Raw genomic sequence first — 20,373 nt, forward strand, 5'->3', positions numbered from 1 at the left:
CTAGGCGAGTCTGATCTTGTCGCCGTCCACGGTGATCTTCTTCTCCGCGAGCGGTTCGCCGGCGGGCCCATCCGCGACGGAGCCGTCGTTGATGTTGAACTTGCTGCCGTGACACGGACAGTTGATCGTTTTGTTGGAGACGCTGGCCACCGTGCAGCCCGCGTGGGTGCAGACCGCCGTGAACGCCTTGAACTCCCCGGCCGCCGGCTGCGTGACCACGACCTTCTCGTTCTCGAAGACCTTCCCACCGCCCTCGGGGATGTCGGCCGTGTCGGCCAGCGCCTTGCTCTTCGAAGCCGCCTTCTTTTTCTTCGGTGACGACGACTCCGAAGGCTCCTCCGCCGGCGGCTCCGCACTCGCCTCCGTCGTCGGCGAACCGTAGCTCGCACATGCCGTAAGAACCGCCGCGAGCCCGGCGCCTCCGGCGCCGAAGACCACCGTCCGGCGCGTCGTATCCGTCATGGTGCGTTCCTCCCAGATTGGCTTTCACTACAGGTACGGCCGGCGCCCTCTCACCGGTTCAGCGTGCCCGAGCCCAATCCGGGTCTCTACGCATAAGTACGCGTTCAGGCGACCACGATGCCGTCGCCCTCGACCCTCACCTTGTAGGAGGCCAGCGGGGCGGTCGCGGGTCCCTTCGTGGCCTTGCCGCTGTCGGCGGAGAACTCGCTGCCGTGGCAGGCGCACCTGATGACGTTGTCCTCGGGAGCGCTGACCGCGCAGCCCTTGTGCGTGCAGACCGAGCTGAACGCCTTGTAGACACCCTGCGTGGGCTGCGTCACCACGACCTGCAGGTCCTCGAGCACCGTGCCGCCGCCCACCGGCACGTCCGCCGTCTTGGCGATGACCTTGCCCTTGAGGCTCGGCTGAGCCTTGCTCTCTCCCCCGCCGCACCCGGCCAGCGCCAGCCCGCACACCGCGATCCCGGCCGCCCCCAGCATCCCCCGCCGCCCGAAACCGTTTTCAGGCATGGCTCCGCCCTGCTCCGTAACCGTCATGATTTTTGCCGACCCTCCGCGTCGCCGCTGACCCCCTGCAGGTCACGCCATTACCAATACTCAACTTTATGGGCGACACCCCTCGGTCCGATTACCGGGTGGCGGGCGGCCGCGGGATCGGTGAGGATCCGGTCAGCGAGTGGTAGGTGGGCGGTCAGCGGCGGGGCCGACCCTGCGGGTATGACTCTTACGACAGAACGCCCATCCGCCTCCCCGTCCAAACCCCGATGGTGGCGGCGTCCCTGGGTGGCCCCCCTGGCGGTGGTGTCGGCCGTATTCGTCGCGTACTCGCTGCCGCCCTACCTGTCCCTGGACCCGGCCCAGTCCCGCGTGCCCGCTCCCGACTTCTTCCCGCCGCACTTCGCGGTGCTCTCCTTGCACGTCATCTTCGGCTCCACCGCGATGATCACGTGCTGCCTGCAGATCTGGCCGTGGTTCCGCGGACGCTATCCACGCGCGCACCGGATCATCGGCCGCGTGTACGTCTTCGGCGGCTGCCTCCCGAGCGGTCTGCTGGGGCTGGTGGTCGGCGTCACCACCCCGTTCTTCGGCCCGGTCACGGCCGCCAGCGGTGTCGTGCTGGCGACCGTCTGGGTGGGCTGCACACTGGCGGGCTGGCGGATGGCCAGGCAGCGCAGGTTCGTCGACCACCGCCGATGGATGATCCGCAGCTTCGCCCTGACCTTGTCCATCATCACGAACCGCCTCTGGGGCGTGGTGTTCGTCATCGCCCTGTCGCCGCAGCTGAACACGACCTTCCACGGCGACGAGACGTTGCTGGCGAGCACGGTGTCGGCGCTGAGCGCGTGGCTGGGCTGGGTGCTGCCGCTGCTGGTGGCGGAGTGGTGGCTGGAACGCGGCGACGCCGCCAAACGCCGCGCCCGCGCCCGCGCCCACTGACCCCACCCCGCGCCTCCGTCCGGTGGAACGGCACATCCCCCACGGGAGAGCACACCCATCCGGCGGCAACGGCGTCCGTCAGCGGCAGACTGCGCCGCACGTAGCCGGCGCCGCCCATCCAGCGCGCCCCGGACGCGACCTCGGCGGCCCGGGACGTGTCCGCCGAATCAACCCCGCGGCGCGCCCCGGACGTGACCTCGGCCGGCCCGAGGCACGTCCGTCACACAAACCCCGCAAGAAAGAAACGACGCATGACCGCTCAGAAGGCGAGGATCTTCCGCAGGAAGCGCCCCGTGTGGCTCTCGTCCACCAGCGCGATCTCCTCGGGCGTACCGCTGGCGACCAACGTCCCACCCCGGGACCCACCCTCGGGCCCCATGTCGATGACCCAGTCGGCCGTCTTGATCACATCGAGGTTGTGCTCGATGACGATCACCGTGTTGCCGCCGTCCACGAGCCGGCCGAGCACGCCCAGCAGGCGCCGGATGTCCTCGAAGTGCAGGCCGGTGGTCGGCTCGTCCAGCACGTAGATGGTCCGCCCCGTCTGCCGCCGCTGCAGCTCCGACGCGAGCTTGACCCGCTGTGCCTCGCCGCCGGACAGCGTGGTGGCGGGCTGTCCGAGCCGTACGTAGCCCAGGCCCACGTCGTTGAGCGTCTGCAGGTGGCGCTTGATCGCGGGGATCGCCTCGAAGAAGCCCGCGGCCTCCTCGATCGGCATGTCGAGCACCTCGGAGATGGTCTTGCCCTTGTAGTGGACCTCCAGCGTCTCCCGGTTGTAGCGGGCGCCGTGGCAGACCTCGCAGGGGACGTAGACGTCCGGCAGGAAGTTCATCTCGATCTTGATGGTGCCGTCGCCCGCGCACGCCTCGCAGCGCCCGCCCTTGACGTTGAAGCTGAAGCGCCCGGGCTGGTAGCCGCGCACCTTCGCCTCGGTCGTGGCCGCGAACAGCTTGCGGATGTGGTCGAAGACGCCGGTGTACGTGGCCGGGTTGGAGCGGGGGGTGCGCCCGATCGGCGACTGGTCGACGTGGACGACCTTGTCCACGTGGTCCATGCCGTTGATGCGCGAATGCCGCCCCGGCACCGTGCGCGCGCCGTTGAGCTCCTTGGCCAGCGCGTTGTAGAGGATGTCGTTGACCAGCGTCGACTTGCCGGACCCCGACACGCCCGTGACCGCCGTGAACACGCCCAGCGGGAAGTCGATGTCGACCCCCTTGAGGTTGTGCTCGCGCGCCCCCTTGACCGTGATCTGCCGCTTCTTGTCGCGCTTGCGGCGCTTGGCTGGGATCGTGATGCTCTTGCGCCCGGACAGGTACTGGCCGGTGATCGACTCCTCGCTGGTGAGGAGTTCCTGTACGGTGCCGGACACGACGACCTGCCCGCCGTGCTCGCCGGCGCCGGGGCCGATGTCGACCACCCAGTCGGCCGCCGCGATCGTGTCCTCGTCGTGCTCGACCACGATCAGCGTGTTGCCCATGTCGCGCAGCCTGATCAGCGTGTCGAGCAGCCGCATGTTGTCGCGCTGGTGGAGCCCGATGGACGGCTCGTCGAGCACGTACAGGACGCCGACCAGGCCGGAGCCGATCTGCGTGGCCAGCCTGATGCGCTGGGCCTCGCCGCCCGCCAGGGTGGCGGCGGCGCGGTCCATGGTCAGGTAGTCGAGGCCGACGTCGAGCAGGAAGCCCATGCGGGCGTTGATCTCCTTGACCACCCGCTCGGCGATCTGCATGTCGCGGTCGGACAGCTTGAGCCCGGCCAGGAACTTCGCGCACTCGCCGATCGACATGGCCGCCACATCGGCGATCGACCTGTCCGCGACCGTGACCGCCAGCGTGACCGGCTTGAGCCTGGCGCCCTTGCAGGCCGGGCACGGGATCTCGCGCATGTAGCCTTCGAAGCGCTCGCGGGTCGAGTCGCTCTCGGCCTCGGCGTGCCGGCGCTGCACCCACGGGATGACGCCGTCGTAGGTGGTGTAGTAGGAGCGCTGCCGGCCGTAGCGGTTGCTGTAGCGGACGTGGACCTGCTCGTCGTGGCCGTACAGCAGCGACTTCTGCGCCTTCTTGGGCAGCTTCTCCCACGGCGTGTCGAGCGTGAACCCGACCGTGTGGCCGAGCGCCTCGATCAGCCTGACGAAGTATTCGCTCGTGTGGCCGCCCGACCAGGGGTGGAGCGCGCCGTCGCCGAGCGTGCGCTCGGGGTCGGGCACCACCAGGTCGGGGTCCACCTCCATCTTCGTGCCGAGGCCCGTGCACTCGGGGCAGGCGCCGAACGGCGAGTTGAACGAGAACGAGCGCGGCTCCAGCTCCTCGAACGACAGGTCGTCGTAGGGGCAGTAGAGGTGCTCGGAGTAGAACCGCTCCCGGTTGGGGTCGTCTTCGGGCAGGTCGACGAACTCGAGCGTGATCGTGCCGCCGGACAGCTGCAGCGCCGTCTCGACCGAGTCGTTGAGCCTGCGCCGCGCCGACTCCTTGACCGACAGGCGGTCGACGATGACCTCGATGTCGTGCTTCTCGTACTTCTTCAGCGTCGGCGGCTCCTCCAGCCGCACGATGGTCCCGTCGACCCTGGCCCTGGCGAAGCCCTTGGTCTGAAGCTCGCGGAACAGCTCGGCGTACTCACCCTTGCGCCCCCTGATGACCGGCGCGAGCACCTGGAATCGGGTGCCCTCCTCCAGGTCCATCACGCGGTCGACGATCTGCTCGGGCGTCTGCCTGGCGATCGGGCGCGAGCACACCGGGCAGTGGGGCTTGCCGATGCGCGCCCACAGCAGCCGCAGGTAGTCGTAGACCTCGGTGATCGTGCCGACGGTCGAGCGGGGGTTCTTGCTGGTGGCCTTCTGGTCGATCGACACCGCGGGCGACAGGCCCTCGATGAAGTCGACGTCGGGCTTGTCCATCTGGCCGAGGAATTGGCGGGCGTACGCCGACAGCGACTCGACGTAGCGCCGCTGACCCTCAGCGAAGATCGTGTCGAAGGCCAGGCTCGACTTGCCGGAGCCCGACAGGCCCGTGAAGACGATCAGCGAGTCTCGCGGAAGGTCGAGCGAGACGTCCTTGAGGTTGTGTTCTCGTGCACCACGCACGATCAGGCGGTCAGCCACGGCGATCCCGGAGGTCTAAAGGCGGATAGGTCCACGGGGATGGTAGACGGGGGGTCCGACAATTTCGGCGGACCGTTGCCCGGCCCCCGAAAATCCGTCCTTCACAGACTACGGCCATCTCCCACTCGGGCAGGGGCCCTTCCGCATTCAACCAGTTGACCTGCGCCTTTATGCCTGGCCCCGGCCCAGACACCCTAACTGATGAAATATCCAGATATGACCGTCCTATCCGCGCTGCAGGCCGAGCTGGTCTCGGCCACCAACCAGTTGCTGGCCACGGCCGCGTCCCTGTCCGACGCCGACATCGCCGCGCCCTCCCTCCTGCCCGGCTGGACCAGGGGTCATGTCCTCGCCCACGTCGCCCAGAACGCCGACTCCCACATCAACCTCCTGACCTGGGCGAAGACGGGGGCCAGGCTCCCCCAGTACGCCTCCTACGAGGCCAGGGCCGCCGCCATCGAGCCGTGTCTATGGTCGCGCTCGCACGGGGCTCCGCTGGTCACGCAAGCTACCGCTCTCCGCCCCAGGCTCGCCGCTCCGCTGCAACCCGACCGGCCGCCCGGCACCTCGCCGATCTGTAGGACAGCGCCGCCCGCCTCGCCGCCGCCGTCCGCGACCTGCCGCGGGATTGCTGGTCCGCGCTGGTCGAGGGCATGCGCCCGCCCGCGCACCCCGCCTGGTACCTCCTGATACGCCGCCTGCGCGAGATCGGCTTCCACCACGTGGACCTGGCCGCCGGGTACGGCCCCGCGGACTGGCCGGAGCCGTTCGTCCTGCGCGAACTCCGCGACTACCACGCGTCCTGGCCGCACGCCCGCAGCACGGTGAGCGAGGTCATCCTCAAGAACGCGTCCGGCGAGATCATCGACACATGGCCAGACCTCGGCACCGGCCCCGCGATCGAGGGCGCGCCCGCCGACATGCTGGCCTGGCTGACCGGAAGATCGAACGGCGAGGGCGTTACGCTGGTGCCTGTGGGGCAGCCGTTAACGCCCGGCGGCACGGGACTGCCAGAGCCGCCGCCGTGGCTGACAATGCCGGCCCCCGCTGATCTGCCCGCGACGCCCCCAGAGGACTTTTCATGACCTATACAGGTGACGTCCAGGTCGGCGGTCCCGCCGACGTGCGCGAGCTGCCCGCGCTCACGATCTTCAAGCTAGCCGTCGGCCCGTACGACAACAACGCCTACCTGCTGCGTTGCACCGAGACCGGCGAAGAGCTGCTGATCGACGCGGCCGCCGACGCCGACCGCCTGCTCGCCCTGATCTCCGACCAGCCGGTGCGCTCGATCGTCACCACGCACCAGCACGGCGACCACTGGCAGGCGCTGGAGCAGGTGAGCAAGGTGACAGGCGCCGACGTGATCGCCCACCCGCTCGACGCGCCCGCCCTCCCGGTGCCGGTGGACGGCACGGTCGAACACGGTGACACGATCTCCGTCGGCGCGGTCACCCTGGAGGTCATCCACCTGCGCGGCCACACGCCCGGCTCGATCGCCCTGCTGTACGACGGCGGCGAGGCGGGCCACCACCTGTTCACGGGCGACTCGCTGTTCCCGGGCGGCGTCGGCAACACGTGGAAGGACCCGCAGCGCTTCACCCAGCTCTACAACGACGTGGTCGAACGCGTCTTCAACCGCCTCCCGGACGAGACGTGGGTGTATCCGGGCCATGGCAAGGACACCACACTAGGCGTCGAACGCCCCGCCCTCCCCGAATGGAAGGCCCGCGGCTGGTAACTCGCCGTCAACACGCGCGCCACGCTCAGGCAGGCGCGCTCAACGCGGTCTGCGCCTGATCCGGCTGACATCCGCTGCGTGTTCGCTGTGGCGGTCTGCGCGAAAGCGAACATGCGCTGCGGTGCAGCCAAGGTCAGGCTGACCACGGAATCGGCCCAGGATGCGCGTCGTCACGGCGACCGGCCCGTGAGCCTTCACGACCGGCCACGACAGACGGCCACCCACATCGGCGCGTGCGGCCCACCGTGCGCAGCCGTAACAGATGACGGCCCTGATCGGCTGGACTCACCGTACACAGCCGCAACACAGGACGGCGCTGATCGGCGTGACTCACCATGCACAGCCGCAACGGATGGGGATTTGGCCAAGGATGGCGTAGATGGCCGTTACGGGCGGGTGAGGACGTGGAGGATGCGGTCGGCGGCGAGGGCCGGGTCGTCAGCCACTCCCACGAGTTCGCCCCAAGACCACCGATAGAACGATCCCTCAGACAGCGGCACACAGTCGACGGTCTCCGCCAGCATCGCCGTGTCGGGATCGCTGATGCGCAACGCGGGCGGATAGGACCGCAACGTGGCCGTCAGCCCGCGCTGCTCCAGCTCAGTGGCCAGCTTGCCGAGATAGTACGTGCGCGTGTGCTCGCGCGGCGTAGCCGACATGGCTCTATCAAAGCCGAAGTAAGACGAAAAATCCCGTCAGCTGCCGATGCGCGTAGCAGATTCCCGGCGCTGCTCCCGCTTGTAGACCAGCATCCGCAGCGGGATCGCCGCCACGAGAGCGATCTGCATGCTCGCGCCGATCTTGATCGGCAGGTCGCCGCCTTCCGGCCAGGCCACCCAGAAGGTCAGGAAGGCCACGTTCACCATGATCCAGCCTAGGACGCCCGCCGCGAGCTGCCCCTTCGGCTTGGGGTACTCGATCCGGCTGACCATCAGCCACGCCACGCCGAGCACCGCCAGCAGGGACCAGAAGCTCGGCTGGAACAGCAGCACGATGGAGATCACGGTCATGGCGCCCATGGGAATGGGCAGGCCCATGAAGTCGCCGCTCTTGGTCTTGACGCAGGCGAACCTGGCCAGGCGCACGACCCCGGCCACCAGCACGGCAGCCGCCGCGGCGACCACCATCACGAACGGCACCTGGTCGGTGAACCCGCCCCAGATCACGACCATGAACGCGGGCGCGAACCCGAAGCTGATGACGTCGGCGAGGTTGTCGAGCTCGGCGCCCATCGCGGAGGCCCGGAAACGCCGCGCGACGAGGCCGTCGAACAGGTCGCAGGTCGCGCCGATGAGCAGGAGCACGATGGCGGTGGCGAAGTAGCTCGGATCGGGCGTGAAGCGATGACCGCCCTGGAGCTGCTGGATCGCGGAGTACGCCAGGACGCACACGGCGAGGAACCCGCAGACCGCGTTGCCCAGCGAGAGCGAGTCCGCAGCCGACAGGCGGAACGCCTTACCGACCGGACCACGAGGCTCTTCTTCCTCTTCATCCGCCTGCCAACTACCGGCGTCAGCCGCGGTCAATTCTGGTCACCCCCGCAACCGTCTTGTCGCCCACGGACACCGCAGGAGAAATCCCTTCGGGAAGGTAGATGTCGACGCGCGAACCGAACCTGATGAGCCCGATCCGCTCGGCCTGCGCGACCTTCGCTCCGCTGCTCACGTACGGCACGATCCTGCGCGCGACCGCGCCCGCGATCTGCACCATCTCGATGTCGCCCAGCGCGGTCTCGAAATGCCACACCACGCGCTCGTTCTGGTCGCTGTCCTTGTTGAACGCCGGCAGGAACCCACCTGCCACATGCTGCACGGATGCGACATTTCCCGCAAGAGGGGCGCGGTTGACATGCACGTTCAGGGGGCTCATGAAGATCGCGACCCTGGTGCGGCCGTCCGGCCACGGGTCGATGCTCTGCACCACCCCGTCGGCGGGCGACAGGATGCGGCCCACGCCCGGCGTGCGGTCGGGGTCGCGGAAGAACCAGAGCATGCCCCCGGTGAGCGCGCTCAGCGGCGCCGCCGCGAGCGCCCATCGCCGGTCCTTGCGCGTCAGCAGCGCGGTGGCGGCCGCCGCGGCCGCCGTCGGGATGAGCCACGGGGAGACCCCGCGTGCGAGCCTGACGCGGCTCGACTTGGCAGAATCGTCTGACACGTACAACCTTTGGTGGAGACTGAATTGGGCGCTTTGCCGTGATGTTACAGAACAAGCAACTATGACACGGCGCAACTACACAAGCAAAGCGCCTCGAAGTCCTTTTCGCTAGACCTGCTCCGGGTGTGGCTCCTCGCCCTGGCGCGCGTCGATGCGCGCTTTGACCAGGCTGGCCACGGTGGTGACGACCATCGTGGCACCAATGACCGAGAGCGACACCCAGATGGGGATTTCGGGCGCCCAGGAGACATCACTGGCGTGCAACGCCTCCAATATCAGCTTAACCCCGATGAACCCGAGGATGAACGCCAAACCATAGCTGATGTAGACCAGTCGTTGGAGCAGCCCGCCCAGCAGGAAGTAGAGCTGACGCAGTCCCATCAGGGCGAACGCGTTGGCCGTGAAGACGATGAAGGGGTCCTTGGTGAGCCCGAAGATCGCGGGAATCGAGTCGAGCGCGAACAGCAGGTCGGTGCTCCCGATCGCGACCATCACGATGAGCATCGGGGTCACCATGCGCCTGCCGTCGATCTTGACGGTGACCTTGGAGCCGACGTACCCCTCGGTGGTGGGGAACGCCCTGCGCACCCACCTCAGCAGGATGTTCTCGTTGAACTCCTCTTCCTCGTCCTTGAGGTGCTGGCGGATGAGGTTGATCGCGGTGTAGACGAGGAAGGCGCCGAACAAGTAGAACAGCCAGCTGAAGCGCTCCAGCGCCGCGGCCCCGAGCGCGATGAAGATGCCGCGCATCACGAGGGCCAGCAGGATCCCGACGAGCAGGACCTTGTGCTGATAGGCCCGCGGCACCGCGAACCTGCTCATGATGATGAAGAAGATGAACAGGTTGTCGACGCTCAAGCTGTATTCGGTGATGTAGCCGGCGAAGAACTCCCCGGCCTTGTCAGGTCCGAACGTGCCCCAGAGAATCGCTCCGAACACCACAGCCAGGGCGACATAGAACGTCACCCAATATCCGGCCTGCCGCATGGAGAACTCTCGGGCTTCTCCGCGGTCAACGATCCACAGGTCAATGGCCAGAACAACAAGGAGACCGCCGATCACGGCGATCCAGGCCCACACGGGTACAGTCACGACTCAAGACCCTCCGGCATGCACGACTCATTGCCGGAGGTCTCTCCCGCCCGCTCACAACTGCGGACCGGCAGCCCCGGGGGCCCCGTGGAGTGGGGCTGCACCGTGATGACGAGGCTGTCGCGAAGGGATACTCCCCTCCCTAACCCAGGCAGTATATGAGAACGCCCCGACCCGGCCTAATCATCCTCGAGCTCTTGAGGGCCGTACACGGCCAGCGCGTTCTCCACGGCGTCGTCGGCTCCGGGCATCTCTCGCCCGCGCCGCCCGGCAGCCGCGGCCAGCGTTTCCGCAGCTCCAGGCGCTGCGATGAGCTCCCGTACGGCCGCGCGCAGCCCCTCGACGTCCCCGTAAGGGACCAGGATCCCGGCATCTCCCAAAATTTCTGGAATGCCCCCTACTTTGGAGGCGATCGCCGGCGTCCCCGACATGAGCGCCTCGCGAAGGGTGAGCGGCTGACCCTCCCAGCGGCTCGGCATCAGCAGAGCGACGGCGGCCCCGAGCAGGTCGGGCACGTCCTGCCGGTGTCCCAGCAACAGCACGGGCAGCTTCTCGTCCTCGATCCTGCGCCGCAGCTCCTCACGGAGCGGCCCGTCACCCGCGATCAGGAACAGCGGCTCTCCGTCGGGCCAGGGCCCGGCGGCGACGTCGAGCAGCGTCTCGAGCCCCTTCTGCTGGGCCAGCCTGGCGAGCGTCAGGAGAACAGGCCGCTCGCCCGCGCCCAGTTCGTCTCTGACCTCCCGAGGCGTTCGTTTCGCCGGGCCCGGCGCGGGCGCCGACACCACGGCGGCCCGCACGTCCCTGGCGCCGAGCCGGGACATGCCCTCGCCGAGGTCCGGCGAGACGACGAGCACGTGGTCGGCCCGCCGGGCCACGATCCGCTCCAGCACCCCGTAGACGAGCCCGACGAACCCGCCGGCGGTCAGCGCGTTGTGCAGGGTGACGGCCAGCCGCGGTCCACCGGCCCGCCACCGCTTCGCAAGCCCGGCCAGCGCGCCGGCCCTCAGCCCGTGGGCGTGGACGACGTCGGCGTCCCGGATCAACCGCCTGATGGCCAGGACCGCGCGCAGGTCGTTCACCGGGTGCGGCCGATCCGACACGGCCACCTCCACGAAACGGGCTCCCGCGCGGGCGTAGGAGAACTTCTCCTCGACACTGCGCGGCCCGATGACGGCCACCCGGTGCCCTCGCCGCACCAGCCCTTCGACCAGCATCAGGACATGTCGCCCGGTGCCGCCGGACGTGGTGCCCAGCACGAATGCCACCCGCACAACCCGCTCCTTACGTGGTGCCCTGCACGAAAACCACCCGCACAACCCGCTCCTTACGCGATGCTCGGCACGAAACCACCCGCACAACCGATTCCCTGCTCAGCCGGCCCCGTCACGGGCCCCGCCACGCCGCAGCAGCGCCGCGACGGTAGCGGCGTCGGCCTTGTCCACGACGGCCACGACCGCCGCACCCACCACCAGCGCCACGACGGCGGCCAGCACGGCGGCCCACACGTTCGGCCAGATGCCCTCCGCCCCCAGCAGCCCCACCACACCTGCTCCCGCCAGGTACCCCAGCAGGCCACCGCCAAGCGCCGCGCCGGCGGCCCGGGGCAGCCCTGCCACGGCCCGGCTCCCACGGGCGCGGACCACGGAGCCGAGCAGCAGCGCCCCGCCCACGCTCATGCCCACGCTCATGCCGAGCGCCATGCCCCCGATCCGCCACCCTTCGGGCAGCGCGAGTGCGAACACCGCCTGCGCGACCATCGCCACCGCCCATCCGGCCACGGTCCCGGTGGCAGCCGCCCGGCCGCGTCCGGCCGCGAACAGGACCCGGCTCAGGTGCGCGATGAGCCCGTATCCCACCAGCCCGGGCGCGAACAGCGCGATGGCGCGGGCCAGGTCGGCCGCGGGCACGTCGGACTTGAACCCGAGGAACACCACGGCACCCGGCCAGGAGGCCGCGGCCAGCACGCCGGCCGCCAGCCCGGACACCAGGACCACGGCCCGAGTGGTGCGCGCCGCCAACTCGGAGAACGCCTCCGGCTCGCCGGCCTGCGCGGCCAGCCGGGGAAACGCGCTGGTGGCGATGGGCACGGCCAGCACCGCGTACGGCACCAGGTAGATCGCCCACGCGTAGTTGTAGACGGCGATGGCTCCGCTGCCGATCGCGTGGTTCGACAGCAGCACCACCACGATCATGGCGGCCTGCTGGGCGAGCAGCGCGGAGATCCCGGCCAGCGCCAGCCTGCGCACCTGGGCGGCCACCCCGTCGGGGAACCTCAAGGTCGGCCGCCACCGCAACCCCAGCCGGGCCGTGGGCCTGACCACGGCCAGCACCAGCGACAGCACCCCCAGGCTCGTGCCTGCCGACAGCGCCAGCTCGGCCGGACCGGGCACCGTGGCAGGGTCTGTCACCCCGCCGCTGAGCGGCACGAACAGGAGATAGGCCACGATGACGACGATGCTGGACACCAGCGGCGCGGCCGCGGGCCCGGCGAAGCGCTTGTGCGCCTGCAGCACGCCGTAGAGCACGACGGCGACGCCGTACAGGGGGATCTGGGGGGCGAAGACGACCAGCATCCGGGCGGCGACCGCCGTCACGGCCCCGGCATTCTCGCACCCGTCGATGGCCGTGCCGAGGAACAGCCCGATGATCGGGCCGGCGAAGAGGGCGGTGAGCGCCCCCAGCGGCACGAGGACGACGACCACCCAGGTCAGCAACGCAGAACTGATCCACCCGACCCGCTCACCGGCGGCCGGGTGGTGGCCGATGTCGCCCTCGTCCGGAGCGAACGCCCCCGGCGCCCGGGCGGCCGCCCCCGCGAGCACCGGGACGACCATCCCCGCCAGGGCACCGCCGACGACCACCTCGAAGATGATGTTGGGAATCTGGTTGGCCGTCATGTAAGCCGTGGCAAGGCAGTTGGTCCCCACCGTCTGCGCGAAGGCGTACTGCTTGGCGAAGCCCGCGATGCGCGCCAGCACGGTGATGGCCCCGATGAGCATCGCGCCGCCCGCGACCCCTCGCGCCGTCACCACAGCCACCCGGCCTCCCCAGCCCCGCTCTCGACCCCGCTGACGCAGAACATCCTGGCAGGCCTTACCGACAAACGCGGGCTCACACAGGGTCGGCGGGACGGCGGCCCAGCATGTCGAGGCGGTTGAGCACGGGGTTGCCCGCGATGACCTTGGTGAAGCTGACCTTCTCCGCGGCGGCGGTCAGCGCCACGACGGTGCCCAGCAGGGCGTACCGGCCCGGCTTGCCCAGCTTGGTGACGGCGGCGAGCCCGAGCAGGGCGCCCAGGGCGTTGGCGCCGGCGTCGCCGAGCATGGCGCGTTCGCCGAGGTCCTCGGGCAGCAGCGCCGCGGCGGCGCCCAGCGGCACGGCCGCCAGCGCGGCGGCGGCGGGCGCGTCACGGAAGAGCGAGGCGGCGAGCAGCGGTCCGCCGGTCAGCAGGCCCACCTTGATGGCCCGGCCGGGGCGCAGGTCGAAGAGGTTGGCGAGGTTCGCGGCGCCGGCGATGGTGGCACCGTTGACCAGGGTGTCGAGCGGCCCCTGGGAGACGAGGGCGGCCGCGCCGAGCCCGGTGGCGCCGATGCCGAGGATCTTGACGGCGCCGCTGGTGACCTCGCCGCGGGTGAGCGCCGTCAGGTGACCCTTGAAGCCCTTGGAGGATGTGGTGCCGTACAGGTCGTCGTACGCGCCGAGCGCGCCGCTGCCCCCGCCGGCGACCAGCGCGGCAAGGCGCAGGCGGCCCGGCAGTCCGGGCGTGAGCGCCGCCGCCGCGCCGGCCCCCGCCACGAACGCGGGGCCTTCGAGCAGCGTGATGGGCTCGCCGCGATGGTTCTTGCGCGTCCAGCGGCCGGTCAGGTCTGCCGGGCGGCTGCGGGTGAACGCGGTGTACGCGACGCGGGCGGCCGCGGCGCCGATCGCGGCGCCGGCGAGGGCGTAGAGCAGGCCACGGGCGCGGGTGGCAGGCATGTCAGCTCCCTGACTGGTTGGTGGGGGACGGGGTGGCGGTCGGCACCGTGGGCAGCATCGCGGAGGCGCCCTTGCCCATGCCGTACTGGCCGGCGCGGCCGCTCAGCTGCTCACGGAGAGAGTAGACGACCGCGACGCGGCCCGCGGGCATGTCGGCGGTGTCGACCGCGGTGACGCGCTTGGAGATGTCGCTCTCGTCGCGCAGGGCGCTGATCGGGTCGCCGGGGACGGCGGTGGTGGGCGCGGCCCCGGCCAGCACCGTGCCCTTGCCGGCCACGTCGAGGCCGCTCACCACGGAGACGAGCGCGCCCGCCTGGACCTCGGCGTTCTCGCCCTCGTACGGCTTCTCCGGCGCGAACATGACGGCGAGCGTGGCCCGCTTGAGCGGGTCGCCGTCGGTAGTGAGCAGCCCGCCCGTCTCGAAGGAGCTGACGACGTCGGCGGTGGCGGGGTTGGGCGTGCCCACCTGCGCCTGGTCCGTGGTGACGAAGGCTCCCGACAGCAGCGTGGCGGCCCTGTCCCAGGGGGTGGCCGTGGCCGGGAAGATCATGTTGGCCGGTTTGAGCTGGTTGACCAGGCCGTCGAGCACGCCGGTGGCCTTGGGGTCGAGGAACTTCTCCGTCAGCGTGACCCGTCCGGAGATCACCGCGCCCGCCTGGGTGAGCACCTGCTGCGCGGCCTCACGCACGGTGGTGCTGGAGCCGGGCGTCTCGACCAGGAGCACCCGCTGGCCCGTCAGGTCGCCCGCCACCAGGCTCGGCGTCATTGCGGCGACGAACGCGTCGTTGCCGGCCTCGCGACCCTGGAGAGTGTCGAGCTGCGTCCGCAGCTCCTCTTTCGACTTGGTGAGCTGGGCGGCCACCTCCTGCGCCGACCTGACCGCGGGCTCCTGCAGCAGCGTGGTGCCCAGCACGATGCCCACCGCGAGCGCCAGGAAGATCGCGACGATGGAGACGAGGTGATAACGGAAATCGATCACGAGAAGAGTCCGACCAGCCAGAAGATGAACGCGTTCCAGGCGTCTTGCAGTCCGTTCAGCCAGGTCTGGCCGATCGGCGAGAGGAAGAGCGCGACACTCATCGTGATGAGCGCCGTGATCACGAGCAGGAGCAGCTGCGGGGTGGAGATGCGGCTGCGGTAGAGCCTGCTCACGCCCTTGGCGTCGATGAGCTTGCTTCCGATGATCAGCCGGGTGAGGAAGGTGCTGGCCATGCCGGAGCGCCCCTTGTCGAGGAACTCCTCCAGCGTGCCGTGGGTGCCCACGGCGACGATCAGCTCGGCGCCCTTGTCGTCGGCCAGGATCATCGCGATGTCCTCGCTGGTGCCGGTGGCGGGGAAGATCACCGCTTCGCGGCCGAGCTGGTGCACACGCTCCAGGCCCGGCGCCCTGCCGTCGCGGTAGGCGTGCACGACCAGCTCGGCGCCGCAGGTCAGGGCCTTGGTGGAGACCGAGTCGAAGTCGCCCACGATCACGTCGGGCAGGTAGCCGGCCTCCAGCAGCGCGTCGGCCCCGCCGTCGACGCCGACGAGGACGGGACGGTATTCGCGGATGTACGGGCGGAGAGTGGCGATGTCTTCCTTGTAGTGATATCCGCGCACCACGATGAGGACATGCCTGCCCTCCATGGGGGTGCGGATCTCAGGCACGCCGACTCCGTCGATGAGAAGCCTGCCTTCACCACGAACGTACTCCATGGTGTTGACGGCGAAAGCCTCGATCTGCACGGCGAGCCCGGCGCGGGCCTCGGCCATGGCAGCCTCGACGGCATCGACGGTCTGCTCGTCGCCCTTGCCGACGATGTCGTCGTCGAGATAGACGACGCCGTCGTTGACGCGGACGATGTCGCCGTCCTTGACCCGTTCGAACAGCTCTTGGTTGGCGTTGTCGACGAACGGCACGCCCGCTTCGAGCAAGATCTGTGGCCCCAGGTTGGGATAGCGGCCGCTGATGCCGCTGGCGACGTTGACCACGGCCGCGGCACCGCATGCGACGAGCGCCTCCGCGCTGACCCGGTCAACGTCGACGTGGTCGATAATCGCAATTTCCCCGGGCTGGAGGCGCTTTGTAAGCCTCTTTGTACGCCGGTCGATTCTCGCCACTGCCGTTACACCTGGAAGGTCACCAACCTTCCGGCCGCGGAGGCCCGGCATCTTGCTTCCCGGAACCTTCATCAAGACCATCCTGCCAGAGCGAAACAGCGCAGAGGCCACGCATCACGCGGCGTGTCCGCTATGTCACTCAGGATCACCTGTCTGCCGCTGCGAGGCCTAGTAGTTCTTCCGCGTGCGCTCTGCCCAGTTCGGAGTCCTCGAGGCCCGCCAGCATGCGGGAAAGCTCGCGCACCCTGCCCTCGTGCTCGAGCGTGACCACGCCGCTGCGCACGACGCTGCCGTCGCTCGCCTTCTCGACCACCAGGTGCTGGTCGGCGAACGCGGCGACCTGCGGCAGGTGCGTGACCACGATGACCTGCGCGGTGCGGGCGAGCCTGGCCAGCCTGCGCCCGATCTCGACCGCGGCCTTGCCGCCCACGCCCGCGTCCACCTCGTCGAACACGAACGTCGGCACCGGGTCCGCGCCGGCGAACACCACCTCGATCGCGAGCATGACCCGGCTCAGCTCTCCGCCGGAGGCGCCCTTGTTGAGCGGAAGGGGCGGCGCGGCGGGGTGGGCGGCCATCCGCAGCTCGACCTCGTCGCGGCCCTCAGGGCCGAAATCCTGACTCTGGCTCAGCTGGACGACGACCCTGGCGTGGGGCATGGCCAGCGCAGTCAGCTCCTCGGTCACCGCCTGGCCGAACCGCTCGGCGGCGGCCTGGCGCACCCCGGTGAGCTCAGCGGCCAGGTCGGTGAGCCGGGCGGTCAGCTCCTCGTACTCGCGGGTCAGCTCCTCGATGCGCTCGTCGTCGCCCTCGAGCTCGGCCAGCCGCCCGGCGGCCTGCTGCGCCCAGGCCAGGACACCTGCGCTGTCTTCCGCGTATTTCCGGATCAGCCCGGACAGCACCGACCGGCGTTCCTGCACCGCCGCCAGCCTCGCGGGATCGGAGTCGACCGACTCCGCGTACGCCGCCAGGTCGGTGGCCACGTCGGAGATGAGGTATCCGGCCTCGGCCAGCCGGTCGGCCACGGAGGCGAGCTGGGGGTCGAAGTCGCGCACGACCTCCACAGCCGCCCGTGCCTCGCCGAGCAGGGAGATCACGTCGTGAGGGCTCCCCGCCGCCTCCATCGGGTCGCCGAGCAGCGCCGTGTGCGCGGTCGTGGCGGCGCTGCGCAGGGCGTCGGCGTGCGAGAGCCGCTCCTCCTCGCCGCGCAGCTCGGCGTCCTCGCCCGGCTTGGGATCGACCTTCTCGACCTCCTCCAGGCCGAAGCGCAGCATGTCGGCCTCCTGCGCCCGCTCCCTGGCCCTGGTGGTCAGCTCCTCGAGCAGCGCCCCGACCTGCTTGTGCCGCTTGTACGCCTGGGAGTAGGCGCGCAGCGGCTTGACCAGCTCGTTACCCGCGTAGCGGTCGAGCGCGGCGCGCTGCCTGGCCGGCTGGAGCAGCCGCTGCTGGTCCATCTGCCCGTGCACGGCCACCAGGTCGTCGGCCAGGTAGGTCAGGGTGCCGACGGGCACCGTGCGCCCGCCGAGCCACGCCCTGGACCTGCCCTCGGCCGAGACGGTGCGCGAGATGATCAGCTCGCCGTCCTCGGCCTGGCCGCCGATGTCCTCCACCTGCTGGGCGACGCGCCCGCCCGGCTCGATGACCAGCGTGCCCTCGACGGACGCCCGCTCTGCCCCGGGGCGGATGCGCGAAGGATCGGCCCGGCCGCCGAACAGCAGCCCGAGCCCGGTCACGACCATCGTCTTGCCCGCGCCGGTCTCGCCGGTGACCACGTTGAAGCCTGGGGAAAGCTCGAGAACGGCCTCGTCGATGACGCCGAGCCCCTGGATGCGGACCTCCTCGACCCTTGGTCGCACTGCCCACTCCCGTTCACTGCTGTGTCTGATGGCCACACGGATTGTTTCCGAACACCTGCGCCCATGTGATCCTACGCGCTCTCCCATCCATTGACTCAGGGTCGCACCCTTCCGCGCCAGCCCTGAACAGGAAGCTCGAACTTGGCGACCAGCCTGTCGGTGAACGGCGCTCCGGTGCTCTCCACGCCGTGCAGGCGGGCCAGGCGCACGGGATCGGCGCCCATGCGCACCTCCACCCTTGAGCCCGACGGCAGCTCGAAACGGCGGCGCCCGTCGCACCAGAGGACGCCGCCCGGCGTGTCGGGCAGGATCTCGACGGCCAGCGTGGAGCGCGGGGAGACCACCAGCGGCCTGGCGAATAGCGCGTGCGCGCTGATGGGCACCATGAGCAGCGCCTCCACCTCCGGCCATACGACAGGTCCGCCCGCCGAGAAAGCATAGGCGGTGGAGCCCGTCGGAGTGGCGCAGATCACGCCGTCGCAGCCCCATCGCGACAGCGGCCGGCCGTCGATCTCGGCGACCACTTCGAGCATGCGCTCCTGCTTCTCGACGGTGGCCTCGTTGAGCGCCCACGTGTCGGCCAGCACCCGGCCGTTCAGCCTGGCGAGAACATCGATCGTCATGCGCTCCTCGACGTCGTAGCGGCCCGCCACGACGCTGTCGACCGCGGCCGCCAGATCGGCGACCTCGGCCTCGGCCAGGAACCCGACGTGCCCGAGATTGACCCCCAGCAGCGGCGTGCCGGCAGGGCGGGCCAGCTCGGCCGCGCGCAGCAATGTGCCGTCGCCCCCGAGCACGATCATGACCTCGGCGTCCTTGACGGCGCCCGGGTCTCCGGGCACCGACTCGACTCCGTGGCAGCCGATCTCGCCACACTCCGACTCGAGCACCCGGACGGTGATCCCGGCGTCGACCAGCCGCTTGATGACCAGGCGGGCGCTCTCGACTGCGGCGTCACGCCCTGTGTGTACGGCGACCAGCACGGTCCGATTCATTGCGGCCCTTCCGCGACGGCACGCTGGATCTCGGCTTCGAGGTCGGCGACCGGAAGCTCGCCTTCCCCCTTGCCCAGCCAGAGCAGATATTCGACATTTCCCGACGGTCCCGGCAGCGGGCTCGCGGTGACGCCCCGCACGGTCAGCCCAAGCTCCCGGGCCTTGGCGGCGGCGTCGCGCACGGCGCCCTTTCGCAGCTCGGGATCGCGTACGACGCCGCCTGCCCCCACGCGGTCCTTGCCCACCTCGAACTGCGGCTTGACGAGCATCACGAAGTCGGCCCGCGGCGCGGCGACCGAGGCCAGGGCGGGCAGCACGAGCCGCAGCGAGATGAACGACAGATCGCCGACGACCAGCGTGGGGGGCTCGCCCACCATGTCGGGGGTCAGATCGCGTACGTTGACCCGTTCCATCACCGTCACCCGCTCGTCGGTGCGCAGCGACCAGGCGAGCTGGCCGTAGCCGACGTCCACGGCGAGCACATGTGCTGCGCCGCGGCGCAGCAGCACGTCGGTGAAACCTCCGGTGGAGGCGCCCGCGTCGAGGCAGCGGCGGCCCTCCACCCGCAGGCTCTCGAACGCTTCCAGCGCACCCAGCAGTTTGTGCGCTCCTCGCGAAACGTAGTCGGGCCCCTCTTCCGAGGCCGCGACGACGATGGCGGAGGCGGTGTCGACCTGGGTGGCGGGCTTGTGGGCCTGCTGGCCGCCGACGCTGACCCGGCCGGCCTCGATGAGCTGGCCGGCCTGCTCGCGCGACCTGGCCAGGCCGCGGCGTACCAACTCGCTGTCGAGGCGGATCCTGCGGCTCACTGCTCTTCCACGGCGGCCAGCGTGGACTCGAGCCCGGAGAACGCCTCCTCGAAGACCTGCACGTGCTCGCTCACCGGCAGCTCGACCAGACGGCCGAGACCAGCCACGATGGCGTCGACCCGCTGGTCGCCGGTCTCCTCCGGCAGCTCACTCATGACTCGACCGTAACGCCTCCCGCGAGCGCCCGGGACCTTGGCAGGCGTGTCATGCGTTGAAGCTCATACGGTGGTGCTACTCATGTGGAACGCTACCGTCCGCAAAAGGAAGAAAGGATGCGCATCATGGCAAGCGTCGAGGAGTGCCGGTCGGCACTGGCCAAGCTCGTCGCCCAGTTCGACGAGATCGACGAGATCGACCGCGCCAAGCACGTGGTCGAGCGCACGGTCAGCTGCCGGGTCAACGACCTTGACGTCATCTTCTTCGGCCGCCTGCACTACGGAGGGCTCGACCCGTTCACGGAGCAGCCCCCTCCGGACGGCAAGCCCGCCGACGTCAAGCTCACGATCGCAAGCGACGACCTGATCGCACTGGTGGACGGGGAGCTGGACCTGGCCAGGGCGCTGCTCGGAGGACGGGTGAAGATCGACGCCAGCTTCGGTGACCTGCTGCGCCTGCGCAAACTGATCTGACTTCCCCTGCCCCATCACGCATTGAAAC

General features: G+C 69.8%; 21 protein-coding genes. 5 read left to right on the plus strand and 16 right to left on the minus strand.

Annotated features, from left to right (window positions below; all coding sequences use genetic code 11):
- Together ACQPWU_RS35815 and ACQPWU_RS35820 are read right to left on the minus strand one after the other, a co-directional pair.
- The gene (locus ACQPWU_RS35815) at window positions 1–462 is read right to left on the minus strand and encodes a Rieske (2Fe-2S) protein (RefSeq protein ID WP_433429727.1); all 462 of its coding nucleotides are present in this window, start codon (window positions 460–462) and stop codon (window positions 1–3) included.
- A gap of 104 nt (window positions 463–566) precedes the next feature.
- Complete coding sequence (locus tag ACQPWU_RS35820) at window positions 567–971, minus strand: Rieske (2Fe-2S) protein (protein ID WP_433429728.1); 405 nt, start codon at window positions 969–971, stop codon at window positions 567–569.
- Between the two features lie 207 nt (window positions 972–1,178).
- On the opposite strand from ACQPWU_RS35820, the gene ACQPWU_RS35825 reads away from it, so the two are divergent.
- On the plus strand, window positions 1,179–1,898 hold the full coding sequence (locus ACQPWU_RS35825) for a DUF2306 domain-containing protein (RefSeq protein ID WP_433429730.1): 720 nt from the start codon (window positions 1,179–1,181) through the stop codon (window positions 1,896–1,898).
- A 259-nt stretch (window positions 1,899–2,157) separates the two neighbouring features.
- On the opposite strand, the gene uvrA is transcribed toward ACQPWU_RS35825, so the two are convergent.
- On the minus strand, window positions 2,158–4,998 hold the full coding sequence (uvrA, locus tag ACQPWU_RS35830) for an excinuclease ABC subunit UvrA (protein WP_433429731.1): 2,841 nt from the start codon (window positions 4,996–4,998) through the stop codon (window positions 2,158–2,160).
- A gap of 216 nt (window positions 4,999–5,214) precedes the next feature.
- Here uvrA and ACQPWU_RS35835 point away from each other — a divergent pair, with 216 nt between their 5' ends.
- From ACQPWU_RS35835 to ACQPWU_RS35845, 3 genes are read left to right on the plus strand one after another with little or no spacing between them, the layout of a single operon-like run.
- The gene (locus ACQPWU_RS35835; protein WP_433429733.1) at window positions 5,215–5,688 is read left to right on the plus strand and encodes a maleylpyruvate isomerase N-terminal domain-containing protein; all 474 of its coding nucleotides are present in this window, start codon (window positions 5,215–5,217) and stop codon (window positions 5,686–5,688) included.
- Window positions 5,640–6,083: a hypothetical protein gene (locus ACQPWU_RS35840; RefSeq protein WP_433445373.1), complete on the plus strand. Its 444-nt coding sequence runs from the start codon at window positions 5,640–5,642 to the stop codon at window positions 6,081–6,083. The genes ACQPWU_RS35835 and ACQPWU_RS35840 overlap by 49 nt, the downstream gene beginning before the upstream one ends.
- On the plus strand, window positions 6,080–6,736 hold the full coding sequence (locus ACQPWU_RS35845; protein WP_360705008.1) for an MBL fold metallo-hydrolase: 657 nt from the start codon (window positions 6,080–6,082) through the stop codon (window positions 6,734–6,736). Before ACQPWU_RS35840 ends, ACQPWU_RS35845 begins: the two co-directional genes overlap by 4 nt.
- 386 nt (window positions 6,737–7,122) lie before the next feature.
- On the opposite strand, the gene ACQPWU_RS35850 is transcribed toward ACQPWU_RS35845, so the two are convergent.
- From ACQPWU_RS35850 to ACQPWU_RS35910, 13 genes are all read right to left on the minus strand, one after another.
- On the minus strand, window positions 7,123–7,395 hold the full coding sequence (locus tag ACQPWU_RS35850; RefSeq protein WP_433429735.1) for a hypothetical protein: 273 nt from the start codon (window positions 7,393–7,395) through the stop codon (window positions 7,123–7,125).
- 36 nt (window positions 7,396–7,431) lie between these two features.
- Window positions 7,432–8,262, minus strand: a complete 831-nt coding sequence (pssA, locus tag ACQPWU_RS35855; RefSeq protein WP_433429736.1) for a CDP-diacylglycerol--serine O-phosphatidyltransferase — start codon at window positions 8,260–8,262, stop codon at window positions 7,432–7,434.
- Complete coding sequence (locus tag ACQPWU_RS35860) at window positions 8,249–8,890, minus strand: phosphatidylserine decarboxylase (protein ID WP_433429738.1); 642 nt, start codon at window positions 8,888–8,890, stop codon at window positions 8,249–8,251. Before ACQPWU_RS35860 ends, pssA begins: the two co-directional genes overlap by 14 nt.
- A 108-nt stretch (window positions 8,891–8,998) precedes the next feature.
- The gene (locus tag ACQPWU_RS35865) at window positions 8,999–9,982 is read right to left on the minus strand and encodes a TerC family protein (RefSeq protein WP_433429740.1); all 984 of its coding nucleotides are present in this window, start codon (window positions 9,980–9,982) and stop codon (window positions 8,999–9,001) included.
- Between the two features lie 179 nt (window positions 9,983–10,161).
- A complete protein-coding gene (locus ACQPWU_RS35870; protein ID WP_433429742.1) occupies window positions 10,162–11,253 on the minus strand; it encodes a glycosyltransferase in 1,092 nt (363 codons plus the stop codon).
- Window positions 11,254–11,352: 99 nt separating this feature from the next.
- Window positions 11,353–13,020, minus strand: a complete 1,668-nt coding sequence (gene murJ, locus ACQPWU_RS35875; protein WP_433429743.1) for a murein biosynthesis integral membrane protein MurJ — start codon at window positions 13,018–13,020, stop codon at window positions 11,353–11,355.
- Window positions 13,021–13,093: 73 nt separating this feature from the next.
- The gene (locus ACQPWU_RS35880) at window positions 13,094–13,957 is read right to left on the minus strand and encodes a hypothetical protein (protein ID WP_433429744.1); all 864 of its coding nucleotides are present in this window, start codon (window positions 13,955–13,957) and stop codon (window positions 13,094–13,096) included.
- A 1-nt stretch (window position 13,958) separates the two neighbouring features.
- Window positions 13,959–14,936, minus strand: a complete 978-nt coding sequence (locus ACQPWU_RS35885; protein WP_433429746.1) for a copper transporter — start codon at window positions 14,934–14,936, stop codon at window positions 13,959–13,961.
- Entirely contained in the window at window positions 14,933–16,129 is a 1,197-nt protein-coding gene (gene steA / locus ACQPWU_RS35890; RefSeq protein WP_360699589.1) for a putative cytokinetic ring protein SteA, read from the minus strand. Before steA ends, ACQPWU_RS35885 begins: the two co-directional genes overlap by 4 nt.
- A gap of 73 nt (window positions 16,130–16,202) precedes the next feature.
- Complete coding sequence (recN, locus tag ACQPWU_RS35895) at window positions 16,203–17,912, minus strand: DNA repair protein RecN (protein ID WP_433429748.1); 1,710 nt, start codon at window positions 17,910–17,912, stop codon at window positions 16,203–16,205.
- Between the two features lie 95 nt (window positions 17,913–18,007).
- On the minus strand, window positions 18,008–18,907 hold the full coding sequence (locus tag ACQPWU_RS35900) for an NAD kinase (RefSeq protein ID WP_360699593.1): 900 nt from the start codon (window positions 18,905–18,907) through the stop codon (window positions 18,008–18,010).
- Complete coding sequence (locus tag ACQPWU_RS35905; RefSeq protein ID WP_433429749.1) at window positions 18,904–19,716, minus strand: TlyA family RNA methyltransferase; 813 nt, start codon at window positions 19,714–19,716, stop codon at window positions 18,904–18,906. The genes ACQPWU_RS35900 and ACQPWU_RS35905 overlap by 4 nt, the downstream gene beginning before the upstream one ends.
- Entirely contained in the window at window positions 19,713–19,871 is a 159-nt protein-coding gene (locus ACQPWU_RS35910; protein ID WP_360699597.1) for a hypothetical protein, read from the minus strand. The genes ACQPWU_RS35905 and ACQPWU_RS35910 overlap by 4 nt, the downstream gene beginning before the upstream one ends.
- Window positions 19,872–19,988: 117 nt before the next feature.
- Here ACQPWU_RS35910 and ACQPWU_RS35915 point away from each other — a divergent pair, with 117 nt between their 5' ends.
- The gene (locus ACQPWU_RS35915) at window positions 19,989–20,345 is read left to right on the plus strand and encodes an SCP2 sterol-binding domain-containing protein (RefSeq protein WP_433429751.1); all 357 of its coding nucleotides are present in this window, start codon (window positions 19,989–19,991) and stop codon (window positions 20,343–20,345) included.
- The last annotated feature ends 28 nt before the right edge of the window (window positions 20,346–20,373 follow it).

This window comes from Nonomuraea sp. CA-141351 (genome assembly GCF_050944675.1).
GTDB lineage: Bacteria > Actinomycetota > Actinomycetes > Streptosporangiales > Streptosporangiaceae > Nonomuraea.

Excerpts from the sequence above, each read along its gene's own strand:
- ACQPWU_RS35850 (WP_433429735.1), bottom strand. The coding sequence starts at position 7,395 with ATGTCGGCTACGCCGCGCGAGCACACGCGCACGTACTATCTCGGCAAG.
- ACQPWU_RS35900 (WP_360699593.1), bottom strand. The coding sequence starts at position 18,907 with ATGAATCGGACCGTGCTGGTCGCCGTACACACAGGGCGTGACGCCGCA.
- ACQPWU_RS35915 (WP_433429751.1), top strand. The coding sequence starts at position 19,989 with ATGCGCATCATGGCAAGCGTCGAGGAGTGCCGGTCGGCACTGGCCAAG.
- ACQPWU_RS35845 (WP_360705008.1), top strand. The coding sequence starts at position 6,080 with ATGACCTATACAGGTGACGTCCAGGTCGGCGGTCCCGCCGACGTGCGC.
- ACQPWU_RS35835 (WP_433429733.1), top strand. The coding sequence starts at position 5,215 with ATGACCGTCCTATCCGCGCTGCAGGCCGAGCTGGTCTCGGCCACCAAC.
- ACQPWU_RS35815 (WP_433429727.1), bottom strand. The coding sequence starts at position 462 with ATGACGGATACGACGCGCCGGACGGTGGTCTTCGGCGCCGGAGGCGCC.
- steA (WP_360699589.1), bottom strand. The coding sequence starts at position 16,129 with ATGAAGGTTCCGGGAAGCAAGATGCCGGGCCTCCGCGGCCGGAAGGTT.
- ACQPWU_RS35880 (WP_433429744.1), bottom strand. The coding sequence starts at position 13,957 with ATGCCTGCCACCCGCGCCCGTGGCCTGCTCTACGCCCTCGCCGGCGCC.
- ACQPWU_RS35825 (WP_433429730.1), top strand. The coding sequence starts at position 1,179 with ATGACTCTTACGACAGAACGCCCATCCGCCTCCCCGTCCAAACCCCGA.
- ACQPWU_RS35910 (WP_360699597.1), bottom strand. The coding sequence starts at position 19,871 with ATGAGTGAGCTGCCGGAGGAGACCGGCGACCAGCGGGTCGACGCCATC.
- ACQPWU_RS35820 (WP_433429728.1), bottom strand. The coding sequence starts at position 971 with ATGCCTGAAAACGGTTTCGGGCGGCGGGGGATGCTGGGGGCGGCCGGG.